The 23,163-nt window shown below is 53.4% G+C and carries 22 protein-coding genes; 7 read left to right on the top strand and 15 right to left on the bottom strand.

Going from position 1 to position 23,163, the window contains the following annotated elements; translation table 11 throughout:
• Entirely contained in the window at positions 1-855 is an 855-nt protein-coding gene (gene ampE / locus OGV75_RS05380) for a beta-lactamase regulator AmpE (RefSeq protein WP_016155697.1), read from the bottom strand.
• Positions 852-1,415, bottom strand: a complete 564-nt coding sequence (gene ampD, locus OGV75_RS05385; protein WP_016151712.1) for a 1,6-anhydro-N-acetylmuramyl-L-alanine amidase AmpD — start codon at positions 1,413-1,415, stop codon at positions 852-854. The genes ampE and ampD overlap by 4 nt, the downstream gene beginning before the upstream one ends.
• A gap of 87 nt (positions 1,416-1,502) precedes the next feature.
• On the opposite strand from ampD, the gene nadC reads away from it, so the two are divergent.
• From nadC to hofC, 4 genes are all read left to right on the top strand, one after another.
• Complete coding sequence (gene nadC / locus OGV75_RS05390) at positions 1,503-2,396, top strand: carboxylating nicotinate-nucleotide diphosphorylase (RefSeq protein WP_016151711.1); 894 nt, start codon at positions 1,503-1,505, stop codon at positions 2,394-2,396.
• Between the two features lie 243 nt (positions 2,397-2,639).
• Positions 2,640-3,077: a prepilin peptidase-dependent pilin gene (ppdD, locus tag OGV75_RS05395; RefSeq protein ID WP_016151710.1), complete on the top strand. Its 438-nt coding sequence runs from the start codon at positions 2,640-2,642 to the stop codon at positions 3,075-3,077.
• Between the two features lie 9 nt (positions 3,078-3,086).
• The gene (gene gspE, locus OGV75_RS05400; RefSeq protein ID WP_049042547.1) at positions 3,087-4,472 is read left to right on the top strand and encodes a type II secretion system protein GspE; all 1,386 of its coding nucleotides are present in this window, start codon (positions 3,087-3,089) and stop codon (positions 4,470-4,472) included.
• Positions 4,462-5,664: a protein transport protein HofC gene (hofC, locus tag OGV75_RS05405; RefSeq protein ID WP_200013957.1), complete on the top strand. Its 1,203-nt coding sequence runs from the start codon at positions 4,462-4,464 to the stop codon at positions 5,662-5,664. The genes gspE and hofC overlap by 11 nt, the downstream gene beginning before the upstream one ends.
• A 55-nt stretch (positions 5,665-5,719) precedes the next feature.
• Here hofC and OGV75_RS05410 read toward each other — a convergent pair whose 3' ends face one another.
• Positions 5,720-6,763, bottom strand: a complete 1,044-nt coding sequence (locus OGV75_RS05410; protein WP_200011322.1) for a GMP reductase — start codon at positions 6,761-6,763, stop codon at positions 5,720-5,722.
• A 225-nt stretch (positions 6,764-6,988) separates the two neighbouring features.
• Here OGV75_RS05410 and coaE point away from each other — a divergent pair, with 225 nt between their 5' ends.
• Genes coaE through yacG form a run of 3 tightly spaced genes read left to right on the top strand, consistent with a single transcriptional unit; the run spans position 6,989 to position 8,556 of the window.
• Positions 6,989-7,609, top strand: coding sequence for a dephospho-CoA kinase (gene coaE, locus OGV75_RS05415; RefSeq protein WP_046275369.1), 621 nt, complete (start codon positions 6,989-6,991; stop codon positions 7,607-7,609).
• Positions 7,609-8,352 carry a cell division protein ZapD gene (gene zapD, locus OGV75_RS05420; RefSeq protein WP_016151705.1) on the top strand — a complete coding sequence of 248 codons (744 nt, stop codon included), beginning with the start codon at positions 7,609-7,611 and terminating at the stop codon, positions 8,350-8,352. The genes coaE and zapD overlap by 1 nt, the downstream gene beginning before the upstream one ends.
• Before the next feature lie 9 nt (positions 8,353-8,361).
• Positions 8,362-8,556 carry a DNA gyrase inhibitor YacG gene (gene yacG / locus OGV75_RS05425; RefSeq protein ID WP_016151704.1) on the top strand — a complete coding sequence of 65 codons (195 nt, stop codon included), beginning with the start codon at positions 8,362-8,364 and terminating at the stop codon, positions 8,554-8,556.
• Positions 8,557-8,644: 88 nt separating this feature from the next.
• Here the strand turns inward: yacG and mutT are convergent, their stop codons facing one another.
• The 12 genes from mutT to murD all read right to left on the bottom strand — a co-directional run bounded on the left by mutT (position 8,645) and on the right by murD (position 23,162).
• Positions 8,645-9,034: an 8-oxo-dGTP diphosphatase MutT gene (gene mutT, locus OGV75_RS05430; protein ID WP_046275370.1), complete on the bottom strand. Its 390-nt coding sequence runs from the start codon at positions 9,032-9,034 to the stop codon at positions 8,645-8,647.
• A 56-nt stretch (positions 9,035-9,090) separates the two neighbouring features.
• A complete protein-coding gene (gene secA / locus OGV75_RS05435) occupies positions 9,091-11,796 on the bottom strand; it encodes a preprotein translocase subunit SecA (protein WP_016151702.1) in 2,706 nt (901 codons plus the stop codon).
• Between the two features lie 60 nt (positions 11,797-11,856).
• Entirely contained in the window at positions 11,857-12,363 is a 507-nt protein-coding gene (gene secM, locus OGV75_RS05440) for a secA translation cis-regulator SecM (RefSeq protein ID WP_029139762.1), read from the bottom strand.
• 284 nt (positions 12,364-12,647) lie between these two features.
• The gene (gene lpxC / locus OGV75_RS05445; RefSeq protein ID WP_006686706.1) at positions 12,648-13,565 is read right to left on the bottom strand and encodes a UDP-3-O-acyl-N-acetylglucosamine deacetylase; all 918 of its coding nucleotides are present in this window, start codon (positions 13,563-13,565) and stop codon (positions 12,648-12,650) included.
• Between the two features lie 100 nt (positions 13,566-13,665).
• Positions 13,666-14,817 (bottom strand): cell division protein FtsZ, encoded by a 1,152-nt coding sequence (gene ftsZ, locus OGV75_RS05450; protein WP_003018753.1) that lies wholly within the window; start codon positions 14,815-14,817, stop codon positions 13,666-13,668.
• Positions 14,818-15,003: 186 nt separating this feature from the next.
• The gene (ftsA, locus tag OGV75_RS05455; protein WP_003018755.1) at positions 15,004-16,266 is read right to left on the bottom strand and encodes a cell division protein FtsA; all 1,263 of its coding nucleotides are present in this window, start codon (positions 16,264-16,266) and stop codon (positions 15,004-15,006) included.
• Positions 16,263-17,096, bottom strand: coding sequence for a cell division protein FtsQ (gene ftsQ / locus OGV75_RS05460; protein WP_003018758.1), 834 nt, complete (start codon positions 17,094-17,096; stop codon positions 16,263-16,265). The genes ftsA and ftsQ overlap by 4 nt, the downstream gene beginning before the upstream one ends.
• 1 nt (position 17,097) lies before the next feature.
• Positions 17,098-18,018, bottom strand: coding sequence for a D-alanine--D-alanine ligase (locus tag OGV75_RS05465; protein WP_046275371.1), 921 nt, complete (start codon positions 18,016-18,018; stop codon positions 17,098-17,100).
• The gene (murC, locus tag OGV75_RS05470; protein ID WP_016151698.1) at positions 18,011-19,486 is read right to left on the bottom strand and encodes a UDP-N-acetylmuramate--L-alanine ligase; all 1,476 of its coding nucleotides are present in this window, start codon (positions 19,484-19,486) and stop codon (positions 18,011-18,013) included. The genes OGV75_RS05465 and murC overlap by 8 nt, the downstream gene beginning before the upstream one ends.
• A 51-nt stretch (positions 19,487-19,537) precedes the next feature.
• Entirely contained in the window at positions 19,538-20,605 is a 1,068-nt protein-coding gene (gene murG, locus OGV75_RS05475; RefSeq protein WP_181603870.1) for an undecaprenyldiphospho-muramoylpentapeptide beta-N-acetylglucosaminyltransferase, read from the bottom strand.
• Entirely contained in the window at positions 20,602-21,846 is a 1,245-nt protein-coding gene (ftsW, locus tag OGV75_RS05480; RefSeq protein ID WP_016151696.1) for a cell division protein FtsW, read from the bottom strand. Before ftsW ends, murG begins: the two co-directional genes overlap by 4 nt.
• Positions 21,846-23,162, bottom strand: a complete 1,317-nt coding sequence (gene murD / locus OGV75_RS05485) for a UDP-N-acetylmuramoyl-L-alanine--D-glutamate ligase (RefSeq protein WP_016151695.1) — start codon at positions 23,160-23,162, stop codon at positions 21,846-21,848. Before murD ends, ftsW begins: the two co-directional genes overlap by 1 nt.
• Between the last annotated feature and the right edge of the window lies 1 nt (position 23,163).

Consider the following 23,163-nt stretch of genomic DNA (forward strand, 5'->3'; position numbering starts at 1 on the left):
TTAAATTAATGTTCCATAAATGGTCAACACGGCAATGACCACCACCACCACAAACGAGGTCTTCTTCGCCATCGAAACCGCGGCTTTTGGCGTTGCGACTTTATCGGTATGTGGTTCACGCGCTAAAGAAAACTGCGCAAGGCGAGTAAGCACCTGATATTGCGAAGTATGCAGATCCGCCAGCGACGCAAACCAGGCAGGCAACGCCTTCTCGCCGTGCCCCAGCAGCGCATAGACGACACCCGCCAGGCGCACCGGGATCCAGTCCAGCACGTGCAGGATCGCATCGATACCTGATTGCAAACGCTGGTGTGGCGTCTGATAGCGCGCCAGCCAGGACTGCCAGGCACGTAGAAAGGCATAACCCACCAGCGTCACCGGTCCCCACGGGCCACCGACAATCAGCCAGAATAACGGCGCCAGATAAAAGCGAAAGTTGTTCCATAACAGCGCGTTCTGCAGTTCGCGCAAGAACTCACGCTCATCGCACTCAGGCGGAATCCCATGAATCAGGGTCAGCTCGCTGGCCATCGCTTCACGGGCGTGAGCGTCATCGCGAGCAGCCGCGTTCAGATAGGCATGATAATGAAGACGCGTCTTGCCAGCGCCGATGCACAGCAAACCAATTAAGATCCACGCCACCAGCAAAGGCACGTTAAACAACAGGCCTTGAAGTGCGCGCAGCAGCAGGAACGTCACCCCCATCGCAATAAGGGCCATGCCTACCGTACGCATCATCGAAAAATGCTTCACCCGGCGGAAAAAAGCTTCAACCCGGTGATCAAGCTGCCAGTGCTCACCCAGCTTAAACAGGCGTTCAACAATCAACACCAGTAATGTTGTAAACAGCGTCATGTCATCTCCTTGTGCGACGAGGGGGTGACCAGGGCGCGAAACCTTGCCCAGTCAAAAGAGGGCCCGGGATCGGTCTTACGCTCGGGCGCAATATTGCAATGTCCTGTCATGTTGTTGGCAATGGCCGGATAACGCGTAATCAGGGCATTCGTCACGGCTGCCAGTTGCTGATACTGCGCATCGGTATAAGCCAGCGTATCCGTCCCTTCCAGCTCAATACCAATTGAGAAATCATTACAGCGTTCGCGGCCTTGATAGTTCGACACGCCAGCATGCCAGGCGCGTTTATCAAAGGGGACATACTGCACGATTTCACCGTCACGGCGAATTAAACAATGTGCCGAAACGCGCAAATGGGCGATCCCGGCAAAATAAGGATGGGCATTGGGATCAATCGTGCCCGTAAACAGCGCATCGATCCACGGGCCGCCAAACTCGCCAGGCGGCAGGCTGATATTATGCACCACCAGCAGAGAAGGGTTTTCGTCATCCGGGCGGCAATCGTAATGAGGAGAGGGAACGCGTCGCGCCTCTGCCAGCCAGCCCTCGTCTAACAACATGCAGAATCTCCTTATTGGTGGTGCTCATATCAGGTTCAGGGTAGCATGTTTCCACCTTATGATTCGTTAGCAATTTGGAGTTTTATCATGCCGCCTCGCCGCTATAACCCTGACTACCGACGTGACGCGCTGTTGGAACGCATAAATCTGGATATCCCTGCCGCTGTAGCTCAGGCGCTGCGTGAAGATTTAGGCGGAGAAGTTGATGCCAATAACGATATCACCGCACAGCTTTTACCCGCGGAGATGCGCTCCCACGCCACCGTGATCACCCGCGAAGATGGCGTTTTTTGTGGAAAACGTTGGGTGGAAGAGGTCTTTATTCAACTGGCTGGCGATGATGTCAACATCACCTGGCATGTCGAAGATGGCGACAGCATTAAGGCCAATCAGCCGCTATTTGAACTGGACGGCCCTTCCCGCGTGCTGCTCACCGGCGAACGTACCGCGCTTAATTTTGTACAGACGCTTTCGGGTGTGGCGAGCGAGGTGCGTAAATATGTCGACCTGCTGGCGGGAACAAAAACCCAACTGCTGGATACACGTAAAACTCTGCCGGGGCTGCGTACCGCGCTGAAATACGCCGTATTATGCGGCGGCGGCGCGAATCATCGTCTGGGCCTTTCTGACGCTTTCCTGATTAAAGAAAACCACATTATTGCTTCAGGTTCGGTACGTCAGGCCGTTGAAAAAGCCTTCTGGCTGCACCCGGATGTGCCGGTTGAAGTCGAAGTAGAAAGCCTGGATGAACTGGACGACGCGCTGAAAGCAGGGGCCGACATCATCATGCTCGATAACTTCGAAACTGACCAAATGCGGGAAGCGGTAAAACGCACCAACGGCCAGGCGCGTCTGGAAGTGTCGGGTAACGTCACTCATGAAACTCTGCGCGAATTTGCCGAAACTGGCGTGGATTTCATATCTGTTGGCGCGCTGACCAAGCATGTTCGCGCGCTCGATCTCTCTATGCGTTTTCGCTAATTACTGATGGTGTAGCCCGATAGTACTTTCACTTATCGGGCCCATCACGTCGGTTTTTTCTATCGGCCGGATAAGCGTTTACGCCGCCATACGGCTGTTTCTTGGAGCCTCTTCGCAAATACGGTGTCTGACTCTGTAATTTCATAAAAATCCTCGGAACCCGCCTTCCCGTTCTGTTTTTTGCCTCTCGCCGTGACCCCGAGCGTTTGCCAAAGTAGCGCCAGCTAACTCAAGGAGCGAACGATGGACAAGCAACGAGGCTTCACACTTATCGAACTCATGGTGGTCATTGGCATTATTGCCATCCTTAGCGCCATCGGTATTCCGGCTTATCAAAACTATCTGCGCAAAGCCGCGTTAACAGACATGCTGCAAACCTTTGTTCCCTATCGCACGGCGGTTGAGCTCTGTGCGCTGGAGCATGGCGGAACAACAACCTGTGATGCCGGAACGAATGGCATCCCTTCTCCAGCCACCACCCGTTATGTCTCCGCCATGAGCGTTGAAAAAGGAGTGGTCAGCCTCAGCGGACAAGAAAGCCTGAACGGGTTAAGCATCACCATGACGCCGGGTTGGGACAATGCCAACGGTATTACCGGCTGGAGCCGTAACTGCGTTATCCAGAATGACAGCGCATTGCAACAGGCCTGTGAAGACGTTTTCCGTTTCGATATTAATTAAGGAAAAGAGATGAATACCACCCAACTTACGGCGCTGTGCCAACGTCATCAGGGAATATTACTGGATGCAGACAATGAAGTGGTGCACATCGCCGTCGTGGACGCTCCATCCCACGAATTGCTGGACGCACTGCATTTTGCCACCACCCGACGTATCGACATCGTCTGCTGGACGCGTCAACAAATGGAAGGCCACACGCATACGCCACAGAAAATGCTCCCGGCAGTGGTCACGAAAAGCAGCGCCAGCGCAGCAGATTTGCTGAATCAGACGTTTCAATCCGCGCTGGTGCAACGGGCTTCTGATATTCATTTTGAACCAGCGGAAAATCACTATCGAATCAGATTACGTGTGGATGGCGTACTGCATGCTTTACCGGACGTCACGACCGAGATGGGTATCGCCATCACTGCCAGACTAAAAGTTTTAGGCAGTCTGGATATTGCCGAGCACCGACTTGCGCAAGACGGCCAATTTACCGTTGAAATTTCAGGAGAGCCGGTCTCGTTTCGCATCGCCACCCTGCCCTGTCGCTTTGGCGAAAAAGTGGTGCTACGGCTACTGCATCAGGTCGATCAAGCGCTGGAAATCACCGCGCTGGGAATGCAGGACGCGCAGCTGGCAGCATTTTCACAAGCGTTGCAGCAGCCTCAGGGGCTGATTCTGGTCACCGGACCGACCGGAAGCGGTAAAACGGTCACGCTGTATAGTGCGCTGCAGACCCGAAACACTCAGGACGTTAACCTCTGTAGCGTGGAAGATCCAGTCGAGATCCCGATCGCAGGTCTTAACCAAACACAAATTCATCCACGTGCCGGCCTCACTTTTCAGGGAGTATTGCGCGCGCTGCTGCGTCAGGATCCCGACATTATCATGGTGGGTGAAATCCGTGATGGCGAAACGGCTGAAATAGCCCTTAAAGCCGCACAAACCGGTCATCTGGTTCTATCAACACTGCATACCAATTCCACCACAGAAACACTAATACGCTTGCAGCAAATGGGGGTTGCACGCTGGATGATCGCCTCCGCGCTGACGCTCGTCATTGCGCAGCGGTTGGTGAGAAAATTGTGTCCCCATTGCCGACAACGTCTGGAAACGCCGATCATGCTCCCGGAAGCGATCTGGCCTACGCCACTGCCTCGTTGGCAGGCTCCGGGCTGCCAACATTGCTATCACGGATTTTATGGCCGTACGGCATTGTTTGAAGTTCTCCCCGTGACACCTGCATTGCGCCAGAGCATCGCCAACGGTACGTCCGTAGACGGAGTGGAATCGAATGCTCAGCAACTGGGGATGAGCACGCTCTTCGAAAATGGTTGCAAGGCCGTCGAACAAGGGTTAACAACATTTGAAGAGTTGGTACGCGTACTGGGCATGCCCCATGTCAGCTAAACTGCTTTGGCGCTGGCAAGGTATTAGCAACGAAGGTAATCCACTGGAAGGCGTACTTTGGGCCGATACCCGCCCCTCATTGATGCTTGCTCTCGAGCAACGGCATATCACGCCGCTGCGCATTAATCGTATGCGTGTCAAAGCCTCACACTGGAGCCGTGAAAAAAGCGCTGAAACCATACATCAACTGGCGACGTTGCTGAAAGCAGGGCTAACACTCTCGGCAAGTTTAGCTTTGCTGGCTGAACAGCATCCCAGCAGCCAATGGCAAGCGCTACTGCGCACGCTGGCTCACGATATGGAACAGGGTATTTCTCTCTCCACCTCGCTATCTCAGTGGCAACACGTTTTTCCGCCTCTTTATCAGGCAATGATCCGTACCGGAGAGCTTACGGGTAAGCTGGACGACTGCTGCTTTGAACTCGCCCGCCAGCAGAAGAATCAACAGCAACTGGCGGATAAAGTTAAAAAAGCTCTACGCTATCCGATTTTCATTATCACGATGGCGGTGATGGTGGTGTTCGCGATGCTGCAGTTTGTACTCCCTGAGTTTGCCGCCATTTACCAGTCGTTTAACACCCCGCTACCGGCACTCACTCAGTGGATTATTGCCATCGCGCATTTTAGCAGCCAATGGGGATGGCTGGCGGGAGCATTCAGCCTGGTAGCGGGTGCGGCATATCACCTGATGAAGCAGCAGCCATACTGGCTCACTCTGCGCCAGAAATTGCTGCTCGGCTTCCCGGTCATAGGACCGATGGTGAGAGGGCAAAAACTCACGCAGATCTTCACTGTTCTGGCGTTAACGCAAAATGCAGGTATTCCTTTTCTGCAAGGCCTTGAGAGCGTCACTGAAACGTTGGCCAACCCTTTCTGGTCGCAACGCTTAGCGCAGGTACATCACGACATCAGCGCCGGACAACCGGTCTGGTTAGCGCTAAAAAATTGCGGTGAATTCAGCCCATTGTGCATACAGTTGGTCAGAACAGGTGAGGCTTCCGGCTCGCTGGATACAATGCTGCGTAATCTCGCCCATCACCACGGCGAGAAAACATTGTCTCAGGCAGAGAATCTGGCTGCGCTACTAGAGCCTGCGTTGCTGGTCATTACGGGGCTGATAATCGGTACGCTGGTCGTTGCGATGTATTTGCCGATTTTTCATTTAGGAGATGCGATGAGCGGGGTGGGATAAATTCAAATGCCGGATGGCGCACAGCTTATCCGGCATGTCATAGTACTACCTGTTCTTACAGGCTATTGAAAACGCGGTTTTCTTGTTCCTGTACACGAATAAACGTTGTACGTTTGGTCAGTTCTTTCAGGCGAGATGCACCGACATAGGTACAGGCAGAACGCAGGCCGCCAAGGATATCGCGTGCAGTGTTATCAACCGGGCCACGCAGAGGCAACTTAACTGTTTTACCTTCCGCAGCGCGGTATTGTGCAACACCACCAACGTGACGCGTCATGGCTGATTCAGAGCTCATGCCGTAGAACAGCATGAATTTCTCACCGTTCTCTTCAACAATTTTGCCGCCGCTTTCTTCATGACCGGCCAACATACCGCCGAGCATAACGAAGTCCGCGCCACCGCCGAACGCTTTTGCCACGTCACCCGGCATTGTGCAGCCGCCATCACTGACAATCATGCCGCCCAGACCGTGAGCTGCATCGGCACATTCAATAACCGCAGAAAGCTGTGGGTAGCCAACGCCGGTTTTTACACGTGTGGTACATACAGAACCCGGGCCAATGCCGACTTTAACAATGTCCGCGCCGGAAAGTACCAGCTCTTCACACATTTCTCCAGTAACCACATTGCCCGCACAAATTGTTTTTGTCGGCCATGCTTCACGCGCTTTCGACACAAACTGAACAAAATGCTCTGAGTAGCCATTTGCCACATCAATGCAGATAAAGTTCAGCGCCGGGTTGAGCGCCAGAATCTGTTTGGTTTTTTCGAAATCTGCGTTAGAGGTGCCGGTTGAAACCATTACATGTTTGAGCACATCAGCAGAGCTCTCTGCGATGAAAGCAGCCCAGTCTTCAACAGAATAGTGTTTGTGTACCGCAGTCAGGATGTCGAAGGATGCCAGCGCCGTTGCCATGGCAAACGTCCCGACAGTGTCCATGTTCGCGGCAATAATGGGTACGCCGGACCAGGTCTGACCTGAGTGCTTAAAGGTAAATTGACGTTCCAGCTCAACATCGGAACGGCTTTTGAGAGTAGAACGCTTAGGGCGGATAAGAACGTCTTTGAAACCTAACTTCAGATCTTCTTCGATACGCATGTGCGGATTCCTGGGGTTAATGGCGAAAAATCGAAACTCACAACTCCAGTGACGCTATCATACGCACTAATCAATGCCGCGCAAGACTGCGAAATTCTCTTTTTTTACGCTACAATCCCATAAATTTACCTGGCGAATAGTAGGTTAATCCTGCAGCAACCTCGCCGTCGCACGCTTAACTTTTAACTGTTTGATAATCAAACTTAAACTCCAGGATCTGCATCTATGAGGTATACGGTAGCCTTAACCGGTGGCATTGGCAGTGGTAAAAGTACCGTTGCAAATGCGTTCGCAGACCTCGGAATAAACGTCATTGATGCAGATATTATTGCGCGCCAGGTGGTTGAACCCGGTACCCCAGCCCTTAAGGCGATCGAAGAACATTTTGGTACCGAAGTTATAGCTACCGACGGATCGTTGCAGCGACGCATTTTACGCGAACGCATTTTTTCCAGTCCTGAGGAGAAAAGCTGGCTGAATGCCCTGCTCCATCCGCTTATTCAGCAGGAAACGCAGCGCCAGTTTCAGCAAGCAACCTCCCCTTATCTGTTGTGGGTTGTACCTTTGCTGGTGGAAAATTCGCTGTATAAAAAAGCCAACCGCGTACTCGTGGTGGATGTTACTCCCGAGACACAGCTCAGACGCACTATGCAGCGCGATGACGTCACGCGTGAGCATGTTGAACAAATTCTTGCTGCCCAGGCAACGCGCGAAGCGCGTCTGGCCGTGGCAGACGATGTTATTGATAATAATGGCGCACCGGAGGCCATCGCCTCGGATGTCGCCCGCCTGCACGCGCTCTATCTGCAATGCGCGTTGCAGTTTGTCTCACAGGAAAAACCGTAATGCACACCCAGGTCCTTTTTGAACACCCTCTCAATGAGAAGATGCGTACATGGCTGCGCATTGAGTTTTTAATCCAACAGCTCTCCGTTAATGTACCCATAGCGGACCATGCAGGCGCACTGCATTTTTTCCGCAACATCGGGGACTTACTGGATGTATTTGAACGCGGCGAAGTCCGTACCGAACTCCTCAAAGAGCTGGAAAGACAACAGCGTAAACTCCAGGCCTGGGTTGAAGTTCCCGGCGTCGATCAAAACAGGATCGACGCATTGCGCCAGCAGTTAAAAAGCGCGGGCAGCATTCTGATTTCGGCTCCGCGTATTGGACAGACGCTGCGCGAAGATCGTCTGATTGGCCTTGTACGTCAGCGTTTAAGCATTCCTGGCGGATGCTGCAGTTTCGATCTGCCGACCCTGCATATTTGGTTACATCTACCGCAGTCGCATCGCGACGCGCAGGTTGAAACATGGCTTGCAAGTCTGAATCCGCTCAATCAGGCACTGTCGCTGGTGCTGGATTTAATTCGCAACTCTGCGCCATTCCGTAAGCAAACCAGCTTGAATGGTTTTTATCAGGACAACGGCGAAGATGCCGATCTGCTTCGCTTGCAGCTGCCGCTTGATTCGCAGCTTTATCCGCAAATTTCTGGTCATAAGAGCCGCTTTGCTATTCGCTTTATGCCGCTGGATAGCGAGAATGGCCAGGTGCCTGAGCGTCTCGATTTTGATCTGGCGTGCTGTTAAGGAGTCAACATGTCTGAACAAACCATCGTCAACTGCCCAACCTGCGGCAAACCCGTAGTGTGGGGTGAAGTCAGCCCGTTTCGCCCATTCTGCAGCAAGCGCTGCCAGTTAATCGATCTGGGTGAGTGGGCCGCAGAAGAGAAACGTATCCCAAGCTCTGGTGATCTGTCGGAAAACGACGACTGGAGTGAAGAGCAGAAGTAATTCAGCTAAAACGTAGGGCGGGCAAGCGTAGCGACCCCGCCCTAATTTGCCGGATGGTGGGGTTGCCTAATCCGGCCTAGGAACACCTTTAACCAGCAATCAGCTTTTCAATTACCGGCGCATTCGCAGGCGGAAAATCTTCTGCATTCAGAGCATCTTGCGCAATCCACTGCGCCGGTTGCCCCTCTTTCCCCCACGGTTCGCCTTCCCAGCTTTCAACCAGCCAGAACCACAGAGTGATATGCCGGTCCGGAAACTGGTACTCCAGCTTTTCGAACAGTGAGCTTTGAGTCGGCGTAATGCCTACTTCTTCCTGTAACTCGCGAATCAGCGCCTGCTCCGGCGTTTCGCCTGCTTCAATTTTCCCGCCGGGGAACTCCAGCTTATTTGCCATGTGGGCATCAGCCGCACGCTGGGTTATAAAAATTTCATGGTGCTGGTTGCGAATAATCCCGACGGCGATCTGCAGTATTTTCATCTTTATCGTCCATAAAAAAGGCGCAGAATTCTGCGCCTTTTCAGTAAGTTACTTTCTTAGCTCAGACGGCCATGGCACTGTTTGTACTTTTTGCCGGAACCGCAAGGACACGGATCGTTACGACCCACTTTACGATCGCCAGTTTGTGCTGCCAGCTCTTCTGCCGCGGCAGAATCGTCACCTTTATGGCTCAACTGCTGCATCTGCGCTAAACGTTCAGCGTCTTCACGACGTTGCTGCTCCATCGCTTCTACTTCTTCAGGCATACGTACCTGAACTTTGCTCAGGGTGCTGATCACTTCGTACTTCAGTGATTCCAGCATTGATGCAAACATAGAGAAGGATTCACGCTTGTATTCCTGCTTCGGATCTTTTTGCGCATAACCACGCAGGTGAATACCCTGACGCAGGTAATCCATCGCCGCAAGGTGCTCTTTCCACAGAGAATCGAGAGTTTGCAGCATCACGCCTTTTTCGAAGTGACGCATCATCTCCGCGCCCACAACTTCTTCTTTACGCTGATAAACTTCGATGGCGTTTGCCAGAATACGTTCGCGCAGCGTTTCCTCATGCAGCTCAGGCTCTTTATCCAGCCACTCTGAAATAGGCATTTCCAGATCGAAGTCGTTTTTCAGACGTTCCTGCAGACCCGGGATATCCCACATTTCTTCCAGAGACTGCGGCGGAATATAGGCATCAATCGTCGCTTTGAAGACATCCTCACGGATGCTATTAATGGTTTCGCTAACGTCAGTTACGTCCAGCAGTTCGTTACGCTGGGTGTAGATTGCGCGACGCTGGTCATTGGCAACGTCATCATATTCCAGCAGTTGCTTACGAATATCGAAGTTGCGGCTTTCTACTTTACGCTGCGCGTTTGCAATCGCTTTAGTCACCCACGGGTGTTCAATCGCTTCACCAGGCTTCATGCCCAGTTTACGCATCATGCCGGACACGCGGTCAGAAGCAAAAATACGCATCAGCGCATCTTCCATCGACAGATAGAAACGAGAAGACCCCGCATCCCCCTGACGACCAGAACGACCACGCAGCTGGTTATCTATACGACGAGATTCGTGACGCTCGGTACCGATAATATGTAAACCACCTGCTGCTAACACCGCATCATGGCGAACCTGCCACTCGGCTTTGATCTGCGCGATTTGTTCTGGAGTCGGGTCCTCCAGCTCGGCAATTTCCGCCTGCCAGCTACCACCCAGCACGATATCGGTACCACGACCCGCCATGTTTGTCGCGATAGTCACTGCGGACGGATAACCCGCCTGGGCGACGATTGCGGCTTCGTTGGCGTGGAACTTGGCGTTCAGAACGTTGTGTTTGATACCCGCCTTGTTCAGCTCATTAGAAACCACTTCCGATTTTTCAATAGAGATAGTACCAACCAGCACCGGCTGGCCATTTGCGGTACGCTCTTTAATATCTTCAATGATCGCCTGAATTTTTTCCGCTTCAGTCATGTACACCAGATCCGGTAAATCCTTACGGATCATCGGGCGGTTGGTCGGCACAACCACGGTATCCAGTTTGTAGATGGAGCTGAATTCAAAGGCTTCAGTGTCTGCTGTACCGGTCATACCGGCCAGTTTTTCGTACAAACGGAAGTAGTTCTGGAAGGTAATAGATGCCAGCGTCTGGTTCTCGTTTTGGATATCTACGCCTTCTTTGGCTTCAACAGCCTGGTGCAGACCATCGGACCAGCGGCGACCCTGCATGGTACGACCGGTGTGTTCGTCGACGATGATAACTTCACCGTCTTTCACGATATAGTCAACGTCGCGAGTAAACAGCACGTGCGCGCGCAGTGCAGCAGTCACGTGGTGCATCAGCATAATGTTGCCCGGAGAGTACAGCGACTCGCCCTCATCCATAATGCCTTCGTTAACCAACAGCTCTTCAATCAGTACCAGACCACGTTCGGTCAGGTTGACCTGGCGCGCTTTCTCATCAACAGAGAAGTGGCCTTCCCCCTGGAACGTGTCGGAATCGTCCTTCTCCTGACGAATCAGGTGCGGGATGATTTTGTTCACTTTTTTATACATTTCCGAGCTGTCTTCAGCCGGACCGGAGATGATCAGCGGCGTACGCGCTTCATCGATCAGGATGGAGTCGACTTCATCGACCAGCGCATAGTGCAGTTTACGCTGAACGCGCTCTTCCGGGCTAAACGCCATGTTGTCGCGCAGGTAGTCAAAGCCGTATTCGTTGTTAGTACCGTAAGTAATATCGGCATTGTAGGCTTCACGCTTGGCTGGCGCAGGCAGGCCAGACATGTTGATACCCACGGTCATGCCGAGGAATTCAAACAGCGGGCGGTTATTTTCGGCGTCACGCTGAGCCAGGTAGTCGTTCACGGTAACCACGTGTACACCTTTCCCGCTTAAGGCGTTGAGGTAGGCTGGCAGCGTTGCGGTCAGGGTTTTACCTTCACCGGTACGCATTTCCGCGATGCAGCGATCGTTAAGCACCATACCACCCAGCAGCTGTACGTCGAAATGACGCATGCCGAACACACGCTTACTCGCTTCGCGGACCACCGCGAACGCTTCCGGGATCAGGCTTTCAACGCTGGCGCCTTTTTCCAGACGGGCGCGGAATTCAGCGGTCTTCGCTTTCAGTTCATCATCGGAGAGTTTTTCCATCTCCGGTTCCATTGCATTGATGACATTGACCACTTTACGCATACGACGCAGCGTACGCTCGTTACGGCTACCGAATACTTTTGTTAATAATTTGATTAGCATAATAAAATCTCAAACGCCCCGCGGTGCGGAGTCAAAAATTATAAGTTGGAAGGTTCTTTTTTAGCTGAGGCGTTGAGGGCCAGCACGGATACCCTGCAGCTGGCTGATCCAGACCGGAACGCTAAATGCGGCCTGAGAGGTAAAATGGGCATATGTCACGCGACTCACGGTCGCGGGCGGTCTGCCTTCTTGCGTCAGCATCGCGCTGAGCGTATTCAGTAACGCAAGATGGTGCGCCTGGATTGGCAACGGCTCTTCGGCAACAGGCAGCGCCTGAGGAGCCATGGCAAAAGAAAGATGGCGAATGACCGTACGAATGGCATGCTGATGCCAGTAGTCAACGGTAAAATTCGGGCGGCGATTGGTCGCCTCCAGCAAAGCAAGCTGGCTAAAGTTAACTTTGGCAGATTGATCGTGATTGCTGGCGGTCGCCTTCGCGGGAGTATTAGGTTCAGCAGCATTACCGAGCGCAGGCAGGCCAAAACTAGCCGCGACCATCCCCAACAGGAGATGCGGCCAGAAGTACCGTCTGCCTAACTGTCGCCAACGCGTCAGTATTCCACTCACGTTATTGCCACCTGATATACCCTGCGTTTGGGGTTACAAATGCAAAACCATTTTTTTGCGCATAAATATTACCATTAAAGCGTACGCTCCACAGCAGTAATGACAGCAAGTCGCGGGTAAATATGCTTAAGAAACCAGCGATCGAATGGTGTTTTAATCTGTTGGTGGGGAAAAAGTCGCTTCAGATAAGGTGGTTTTGCAATCGAAAGATAAAAAACGACTGGCTCACCTGGCCGGAGAGAGTGCCAGATTTACCAGTCGAATTTATGCGACAGCGTATGTCGTTATGCCAGTACAGTCGAAGGTGCTTTGAACGCCAACGGCAGTTCTGCATCGTCCTGGAAGGTCACATATTCCCAGGCTTCCTGTTTTGCCAGGACTGCCTGCAATAGTTTGTTATTCAGTGCATGACCGGATTTATACGCGGTGAATGCACCAATAATGTTGTGACCACACATGAACAAGTCACCAATCGCGTCGAGCATTTTGTGACGAACGAATTCGTCTTCAAAACGCAGGCCGTCTTCGTTCAATACGCGATAATCGTCAACAACGATGGCACAATCGAAGCTGCCGCCCAGGCACAGGCCGCGGGACTGCAGATATTCGATATCACGCATGAAGCCGAAAGTACGCGCGCGGCTGATCTGGCGCATGAACGCATCCGCAGAGAAGTTCATCGCGTAGCGCTGCGTGCTGGAGTCGATCGCCGGATGGTTAAAGTCGATGGTGAAATCCAACGTAAAACCATTATACGGCTTAAACTCAGCCCACTTATCGCCATCTTCGACACGAACGGTCTCTTTGATGCGAACAAATTTTTTGGCGCTGCTCAGTTCTTCAATACCTGCATCAAGCAGCAGGTAAACGAACGGAGCGGCACTGCCATCCATAATCGGGATTTCCGGGGCGTTAACTTCAATAACGATGTTATCGATACCTAAGCCCGCCAGAGCAGCATTAAGGTGCTCTACAGTTGAAATCCGCACATCATGCTCATTGACCAGACACGTACAGAGCATGGTATCACGCACAGATTTGGCATCGGCCGGGAAATCTACCGGAGGATTCAAGTCGGTGCGACGATAGATGACCCCGGTGTTGGCCGGCGCAGGTCGTAATGTCAGGGTGACTTTTTTGCCGGTATGCAAACCGACGCCAGTCGCCTGAACGATACGTTTAAGAGTCCTTTGTTTGATCATCGTATAATCTCGCCAAATTACCTATCCAACCGAAGTGTACTATACATTCGGTGGGCCAGTTTAGCACAAAGAGCCACAATTCCCAAATTCCAGCTAATTCTTAATCAGCTTGCTTACGCAGGAATGCAGGGATATCCAGATAATCCGGCTCTTTCGTGGTTTGCGGCGTATTGTCGTTAACCACTTTCGCTACCGGTTTCTGCTCTTGCGTCAACGGCGCCATGCCGTGCTGCTGGTAACGATCCATTACCGGCTGCTGTACCTGTTTGTTGGTCACCAGAGTGATTTCAGGACGCTTGTCCATACCAATTCCAGTCGCAACAACGGTCACGCGCAGTTCGTCGTTCATATCCGGGTCCAGAGAGGTACCGATAACCACAGTCGCGTTATCCGATGCAAAGGCACGAATCGTGTTACCCACGGTTTCGAACTCATCCAGACGCAGGTCGAAGCCCGCAGTAATGTTAACCAGCACGCCGCGTGCGCCGGACAGATCGATATCTTCCAGCAGCGGAGAAGAGATAGCCATTTCAGCCGCTTCTTCTGCACGGTCTTCACCGCTCGCCACGCCAGAACCCATCATCGCGTAGCCCATTTCGGACATCACGGTGCGTACGTCTGCAAAGTCGACGTTCATCAGGCCCGGACGAGTAATCAGTTCAGCGATACCCTGGACTGCGCCTTTCAGCACGTCGTTCGCTGCGCCAAATGCATCCAGCAGGGAGATACCACGGCCCAGTACTTTCAGCAGCTTGTCGTTCGGGATAGTGATCAGAGAGTCCACGTGTTTGGACAGCTCGGTGATACCCTGCTCCGCGAATGCCATACGCTTCTTGCCTTCAAAGTTGAAAGGCTTAGTCACGACAGCAACGGTCAGGATACCTAAATCTTTTGCGACTTCAGCTACCACTGGCGCTGCACCGGTACCGGTACCGCCGCCCATGCCAGCTGCGATAAACACCATGTCTGCGCCGTCAAGCGCTGCGCGCAGAGCTTCGCGATCTTCGTCTGCCGCATTACGACCGACTTCCGGGTTTGCACCCGCGCCCAGACCTTTGGTGATGCCGCTACCAATCTGAATGGTCTGTCCAACCGCCGTTTTACGCAACGCCTGAGCGTCGGTATTCACCGCGAAGAATTCAACACCTTCGATGCGCTCACGCACCATGTGTTCAACGGCATTACCGCCGCCGCCACCGACGCCGATGACTTTAATCACCGCGTCGTTGGTTAGTTCCATAGGTTCAAACATAGTTTCTCTCTCCGTTTTACACTTCATCCTTCAAGCCGCCTCTTTGTTGGCTGCCTTCACTCACTCCCGTGACATAGTAAACTATGCTCCAGGAGATTCGCTCAGTTGCCGCCGCGATGCAACTTGAATGACTTTGTGTAGTGCCTGTCGCCTGAGACCGTTAATTTGCGTCGGTCTCTTTAAAAATTAAAACTCTTTACGTAACCAGCTATTCAGTCGCTTGATCCACGATCCGACCGAGGCAGTTACGCGCTTTTCTACTTCAGCCTCACCACTTAAATGGGATTCTTTCCCGTAGTGCAGCAGCCCTACCGCCGTTGAATAATACGGCTCCTGGGCATAATCCGTCAGACCGGTAATATTCAGCGGTGCGCCAATACGTACTTGTGTATGGAACACGCGCTGTGCGCAGGCCGCAAGACCTTCAATTTGCGCAGCACCGCCGGTTAACACAATCCCCGCCGCCAGATGATGTTTCACACCCTGCTGGCGAAGCTGTTCTTGTAATTGCAAAATTTCTTCGTTGACCAGGTTGAGCAGCTCGGTATAACGCGGCTCAATGACCTCTGCCAGAGTCTGACGTTGCAGGCTACGCGGCGGACGACCACCAACGCTTGGCACTTCAACGCTCTCGTCTTTACCCACGATGGAACCCAGTGCGCAGCCATGACGCACTTTGATGGCTTCAGCATCGCTCGGCGGCGTACCAAAGGCATACGCGATATCGCTGGTCACGACATTCCCTGCATAAGGGATAACTTTAGTGTGGCGCAACGCCCCGCCAGTATAAACGGCGATGTCCATTGTACCACCACCAATATCCACCACGCAGACACCCAGTTCACGTTCATCTTCCGTCAATACGGAATAACTGGCTGCCAACCCGGCAAAAATCAGTTGGTCAACTTTCAGACCACAACGTTCAACGGCTTTGACAATATTCTTCGCCATGTCGTTGTGGCAGGTAATAAGGTGGACTTTTGCCTGCATACGCACACCGGAAAGACCGACCGGATTTTTGATACCTTCCTGGTAGTCGATGGCGTATTCCTGCGGGATGACGTGCAGAACACGATGTTCATCGCGAACGCGTACGGATTTTGCCGTATGTACCACGTTTTCCACATCTTCCTGCGTCACTTCCTCTTCGGAAATGGGCACCATACCAATTTCATTCTGACAGCTAATATGTTTACCGGAAAGCGCCAGATACACTGAAGAGATCTGGCAATCTGCCATCAGTTCAGCCTGGTCAATGGCGCGCTGTACGCACTTCACCACTGACTCAAGGTCATTCACCCCGCCTTTATCCATACCTCGCGATGGGCAACTGCCCACGCCAATGATATTGACCATACCGTCGGGCAGAACTTCCCCTACTAAAGCGGCTACCTTCGCGGTGCCAATCTCCAGTCCAACTACCAGTTTTCTGTCCGTCGCCTTGATCATTGTTGTTCTGCCTGTGCCTGATTCTGTTGCTGATTAGATTCCTCAGGAGGCAAGGGAACCCAGCCTACTGCCGCTCCTGAGTCATAACGCAAATCAACGTAGCTAATCCGTTTGCCATCGGTTTGCGCCTGCTGCTGTAAAACCGGGTAGAGTTCCACAAAGCGAGCCAAACGTTTTATCGTATCGCCCCTGCCCAGATTCAGCTTAATATCGTTATTCAGCGTCAACTGCCAGGAACGACGAGCGGTCATTGCCGCTTCCTTCAGGGTGAATCTGTCCTTAGCCAGCACCTGCCCCATATCGCGGAACCCTTGCAGCACTTCACTTGCGCTGCCTTCCGGTCCGTACAACATAGGTAATACCTGCTTATTAGCCCGACCGGTTGGGACACTGAAGGTATTTCCTTCAGCATCCACCATATGTTGGTCATTCCAACGCGCTATTGGCACATATTCAACCAGATGAATCTTCAATTCATCAGGCCATTGCTTTCTGACGCTCGCCTGTTTGATCCAGGGGAGGCGTTCAATCTGGCTCTGGATGATGTTCACATCCTGAGTCATAAATGTTCCCGGAGCGCCCAGCGCCAGGATGGACTGACGGATATCATCATTGCGCGTGTAATGCCGTTCACCGGTTAACACCAGTTTTGACAATGGCAGGCGCTGCGCATCTTCCATCCATCCCAACACTACCCAGCCGCTGACAAACACGGTGCACAGCACTGTCAGCAGGAACAGTATTCCTGCAAGACGCGTTCCATTATTGCGGCGTGAGGAGTTTACTTCTTCTTCATCACCGTTTCGCGTGTTCAGCGCAGCCTGCGACATATCAGTCCGCCAACTCCAGAATTCTTACCACCAACTGCGAGAAGCTCAGGCCCGCCTGACGCGCCGCCATCGGCACCAGACTGTGGCTGGTCATACCCGGAGAGGTATTCGCTTCCAGCAGATAAAACTGGCCATCGCTGTCCAGCATGACGTCAATGCGACCCCAACCTTTACAGCCCAATGCAGTCCACGCTTTCAGGACTAATTCCTGTAAAAAGGCTTCTTGTTCGACTTCCAGACCAGCAGGGCAGAAATATTGTGTCTCATCAGAGAGATACTTCGCCTCATAATCATAGAAGGTTCCCGCGGGTTGGATACGTATTGACGGTAAAATTTCTTCGCCAAGTATCGCAACTGTAAATTCCGGGCCACTGAGCCATTTTTCAATCAGTACTTCTTCATCATGCTGAAAAGCCAATGCTAATGCACCCTGCAAAGCATTTTCTTCTTCAACTTTTGACATCCCTACGCTGGAACCTTCACGGCTTGGCTTTACAATCAGCGGCAAGCCTAACGCAGAAATTTTTGTAACTGCTTCATCGCTAAGACCTTTTTCGAACTCAGCGCGGGTCAGCGCAACCCATGGGGCGACGGGTAAACCTGCGCCCTGCCACAGCAGCTTGCTGCGCAGTTTGTCCATGGAAATCGCGGAAGCCATGACGCCGCTGCCGGTATACGGCAGGCCAATCAGCTCCAGCATGCCCTGCAATGTGCCATCTTCACCGCCACGACCATGCAGCGCAATAAACACCTTCTGAAACCCCATAGATTTCAAAAGAGTGACATCGACCTCTTTAGGGTCAATCGGATGGGCATCTACACCACCTTCGCGTAACCCTGCCAATACGGCCGCGCCTGAATTCAGCGATACTTCACGTTCAGCGGAGGTTCCCCCTAACAGGACCGCGATTTTATCAGCCATGTTGTTCTTCCTCCGGGTTTTGCGGCTTCAGTTTGATTTCAGCTAAGGAACGCGCGATTTTGCCGATATTTCCAGCGCCCTGCACCAAAATCAGATCGTTGCCGGTTAATACGGGTGCCAGCATTTCTGCCACCTGGGCCGGATCGGATACCAGAATCGGATCGATCTTACCGCGGCCACGAATCGTACGGCACAACGAGCGGCTGTCGGCCCCCGGAATCGCGGCTTCGCCCGCGGCATACACATCCAGCATCAACAGCGCATCGACCTGGGTAAGCACGTTGGCAAAGTCGTCGTACAGATCGCGAGTACGCGTAAACCGGTGCGGCTGGAACAGCATCACCAGGTTTTTGTCCGGCCAACCCGCGCGCGCGGCTTTAATCGTAGCGTCCACTTCCGTTGGGTGGTGGCCATAATCATCAACCAGCATCGCGGTCCCGGCTTTACCGTTCACCGGCTCAAGCGGGAATTCGCCGAGGAAGTCAAAACGACGTCCGGTACCCTGGAAACTTTCCAGCGCGCGCAGAATAGCGTCGTCTTCAATACCTTCTTCCGTCGCGACCGCCACTGCCGCCGCCGCGTTCAGTGCATTGTGACGACCCGGCGCGTTTAACGTAACACGTAAATCGGCCATCCCCTGACGCACCAGCGTGAAGTGTCCTTGTGGACCAATCTGCTGGTAATCTTCAACGCGCACATCGGCATCATCACTGAAACCATAGGTTGTGGTTTGACGGCCAACTCGCGGTAACAGTTCGCGGATAACCGGATCGTCAACGCACATCACCGCACGGCCATAAAACGGCAAGTTATGCAGGAAATTAATAAACGTCTGCTTTAAATTTTCGAAGTCGCCATGGTAGGTATCCATGTGGTCGGCTTCGATATTGGTGACAATCGCCACCATTGGCTGCAAATGCAGGAACGACGCGTCGCTCTCGTCTGCTTCGGCAATCAAATAACGGCTATGACCCAGGCGCGCATGCACGCCTGCGGCCTTCACCAGACCGCCGTTGACAAAAGTGGGATCCAGACCCGCTTCCGCGTAGATGCTGGAGACCATTGCCGTGGTCGTGGTTTTACCGTGCGTCCCGGCAATAGCAATACCGTGACGAAAACGCATTAACTCCGCCAGCATTTCAGCACGACGAATCACCGGAATACGTGCTTCATGCGCTGCAACAATTTCCGGGTTATCCGCAGAAATAGCGCTGGATACCACCACCACGCTCGCATCGCGCACGTTTTCCGGGCGATGGTTGAAGAAAATCGTGGCACCCAGATTCGTCAACTGCTGCGTCACAGGATTCGGCGCTAAGTCAGAACCGCTGATCTGATAACCTTCATTGGCCAAAACTTCGGCAATACCGCCCATACCAGCACCACCGATGCCGACAAAGTGAATGTGCCGAACGCGACGCATTTCGGGCACGATGGAACGCAGTTTTGCCAGTTGTTGTGTATTCATTCTTTAGCCATTAACTTCTTAGTTCATGCGATGCAAAAGGCATCACCACAATTACGCCCGGGCAGCCCGGCTCACTTCATTTGCAACGCGCTCTGTGGCATCCGGTATGGATGCGGCGCGCGCACGTTCTGCCATGGTTAATAACGTTTCTCGCGACCACCCGGCAAGGGTGCTGGCGACGGCATCCACAGTAAACTGCGGCTGCTCCAGAATTTTGGCGGCGCCCGCTTTCTCCAGCGGCAGCGCATTCCAATACTGCTGTCTGTCTTTGTGCTGGAACGGCACAAACAGCGCAGGCAAACCTGCGGTGGCAATTTCGCTCACCGTCAGCGCGCCTGAGCGACAAACCACGACATCAGCCCACGCATAGGCCGCTGCCATATCATCAATAAACTCAGTGACCTTGTGCTGCGGTTGTCCCGCGACGGCATACGCCTGTTCAACGGTCTGCTGCGCGCCTTTGCCGCTCTGATGCCAGATAGTCACCGCGTCGCCAAGCTTTGCGGCAACCTGCGGCATCGTCTGGTTCAGTACGCGTGCGCCCTGAGATCCCCCGACAACCAACACACGAACTGGACCTTCACGCCCGGCCAGACGCGCTTTGGGCAATGGCAGCGCCAGCACGTCAGTGCGCACCGGGTTGCCCACCACTTCCGCATTCGGGAAAGCGCCAGGAAAAGCCTGCATCACCGTAGTGGCAATCTTCGCCAGCCATTTGTTAGTTAATCCCGCAATGCCGTTCTGCTCATGCAGTACAACCGGAATACCTAATGACCAGGCCGCCAGACCGCCAGGGCCAGACACGTAGCCGCCCATACCCAGCACCACATCGGGTTTAAACTGCTTCATGATGGCGCGCGCCTGACGCCAGGCATTAAAAATACGCACAGGTGCGGCAAGCAGCGCATTGACGCCTTTGCCACGCAAACCGGAGATACGAATAAAGTCAATTTCAATGCCGTGTTTCGGCACTAAGTCCGCTTCCATACGATCGGCGGTGCCCAGCCAACGAACCTGCCAACCCTGGGCCATTAAATGGTGCGCGACCGCCAGCCCCGGGAACACATGCCCGCCGGTACCGCCTGCCATCACCATTAACCGCTTCGGTTGACCACTCATCGTGCACCTCGTGTAAACGCCTGGGCTTTTTCCAGACGCGTTTCATAATCAATACGTAACAAAAACATGATGGCCGTCGACATAATCAACAAACTTGAACCACCATAACTGATCAGCGGCAGCGTCAGACCTTTGGTTGGCAGCATACCCGCCGCCGCACCGACGTTTACCAGTGCCTGGAAGCTAAACCAGATCCCGATTGAGCAGGCTAAAAAGCCTGAAAAACGGTGGTCAATTTCCAACGCCTTACGGCCAATCGACATCGCGCGAAAAGCGACGAAGAATACCATTAAAAGTGCCAATACCACACCGATATAACCCAGCTCTTCCCCAATGATGGCGAAGATGAAGTCGGTGTGCGCTTCTGGTAAATACTCCAGTTTTTGGACTGAATTACCTAAGCCCTGCCCCCAAACCTCACCGCGACCAAATGCCATCAGGGATTGCGTCAGCTGGTAGCCACTGCCGAACGGATCTTCCCATGGGTTCCAGAAGGAGGTTACGCGGCGAATACGATACGGTTCGGCAAGGATCAGCAGCACGACCGCTGAAATCCCCATGCCGATAATGGCAATGAACTGCCACAGTTTCGCTCCGGCGAGAAACAGCATCGCCAGGGTAGTGACAAACAGCACTACCACCGTACCAAGGTCAGGCTGTGCCAGCAGTAAAATAGCCAGCACCAGGATCACGCCCATCGGTTTTAAGAAACCGCGCAGGTTGTTACGCACTTCATCAACTTTACGCACCAGGTAGTTGGCGAGGTAACAGAACAGCGACAGCTTGGTAAATTCCGCAGGCTGAATACGCAGCGGCCCCAGCGCAATCCAGCGCGACGCCCCGTTAACGGAGCTACCCACCACCAGCACAATCAGCAGCATGATGATCGAGGCTATCAGCATCGTCGTACTGTACTTTTGCCAGAACTCCATCGGCAGACGCAGCGTCACCATCGCCAGGCAGAAGGCGAGGAAGATGTACAGTGCATCACGCTTAGCAAACAGGAAAGGATCGCCCGCCAGACGTTGTCCAACGGGCATCGATGCCGATGTCACCATCACAAAACCGATCGCTGCCAGACCAAAGGTCAACCACAGCAGCATGCGGTCATACATGATCAGGCTGTCCGCGTCTTTATCACGCGAAGCCATCACCCAGCCTTTAAGTGCCGCGAAGACCCACGCCAGGATACCCAGTCCCGGTAAGCGCGGCATTCTCAGACGAGGGAGAGATAAGCGCATCAACCCAACTCCTTCGCCAGGCGGGTAAAGACGTCACCACGTTGCTCAAAGTTCTTGAACTGGTCGAGGCTGGCGCAGGCGGGCGACAGCAGCACCATATCGCCCGACTTCACGCGCGGTGCGAGCAGACGCATTGCCTGCTCCATGGTTTCAGTTTGTTCCGTAACGTCAGGTCGCAGAGCGGCAAGCTGCGCGCCATCGCGACCAAAGCAATACAGACGAATGTTGTCGCCGGTCAGGTATCGTTGCAGCGGCGTAAAGTCAGCGGATTTCCCGTCTCCCCCCAGCAACAGGTGCAACGTACCGTCAACGTGCAGGCCATTCAGCGCGGCTTCAGTGCTGCCGACGTTGGTGGCTTTAGAATCGTTAATCCAGCGCACGCCGTTGTGCTCAAGCACAGTCTGGAAACGGTGCGCCAGACCGGTAAACGTGGTGAGCGCTTTCAGGCTCGACGCCCGCGGCAGACCCGCAGCATCCGCCAGCGCCAGCGCAGCCAGGGCGTTGGTATAGTTATGCTGACCGGAAAGCGTCATCTCTTTCACGTTAAGAACTTTTTCACCCTTCACTCGCAGCCAGGTTTCGCCCTGCTGACGGTTCAGGTGATAGTCACCCATGTTGATGCCAAAGCTCACGCAACGCTCATCCGCCCCGCGAACCGGCATGGTCAGCGCATCATCAGCGTTGACCACACACACTTTCGCGTTTTCATAGACGCGCAGTTTGGCCGCACGGTACTGCTGCAAGCCAAACGGATATCTGTCCATATGGTCTTCGGTGACATTCAAAATGGTAGCGGCTACGGCTTGTAAGCTGGAGGTCGTTTCCAGTTGGAAGCTCGACAGTTCCAGAACATACAGCTCACGTTCGTCATCCAGCAGCATCAGCGCGGGCAGGCCAATATTACCGCCAACCCCCACGTTCACACCGGCCGCTTTCGCCATCTCACCTACCAGCGTAGTGACTGTGCTTTTCCCGTTGGAACCGGTGATCGCGACGATCGGTGCCTGTGCTTCACGACAGAACAGCTCAATGTCGCCGACAATTTCAATTCCCGCATCGGCGGCGGCGCTCAACGAAGGATGCGCCAGGGCAATACCAGGGCTGGCGACAATAAGATCAGCGGCCAGCAGCCAGTCATCATTCAGACTGCCAACATGACGCTCAACCGCTTCCGGTAATTTGTCCAGGCCCGGCGGCGTCGCGCGGGTATCCATTACGCGCGGCGTCACGCCACGCGCCAGGAAGAAATCCACGCAGGACAGCCCGGTCAAACCCAGACCGATAATGACGACTTTTTTACCCTGGTAATCAGCCATG

Origin of the sequence: Citrobacter sp. Cb028, assembly GCF_030336705.1 — a bacterium.
Taxonomy (GTDB): Bacteria; Pseudomonadota; Gammaproteobacteria; order Enterobacterales; family Enterobacteriaceae; genus Citrobacter; species Citrobacter braakii.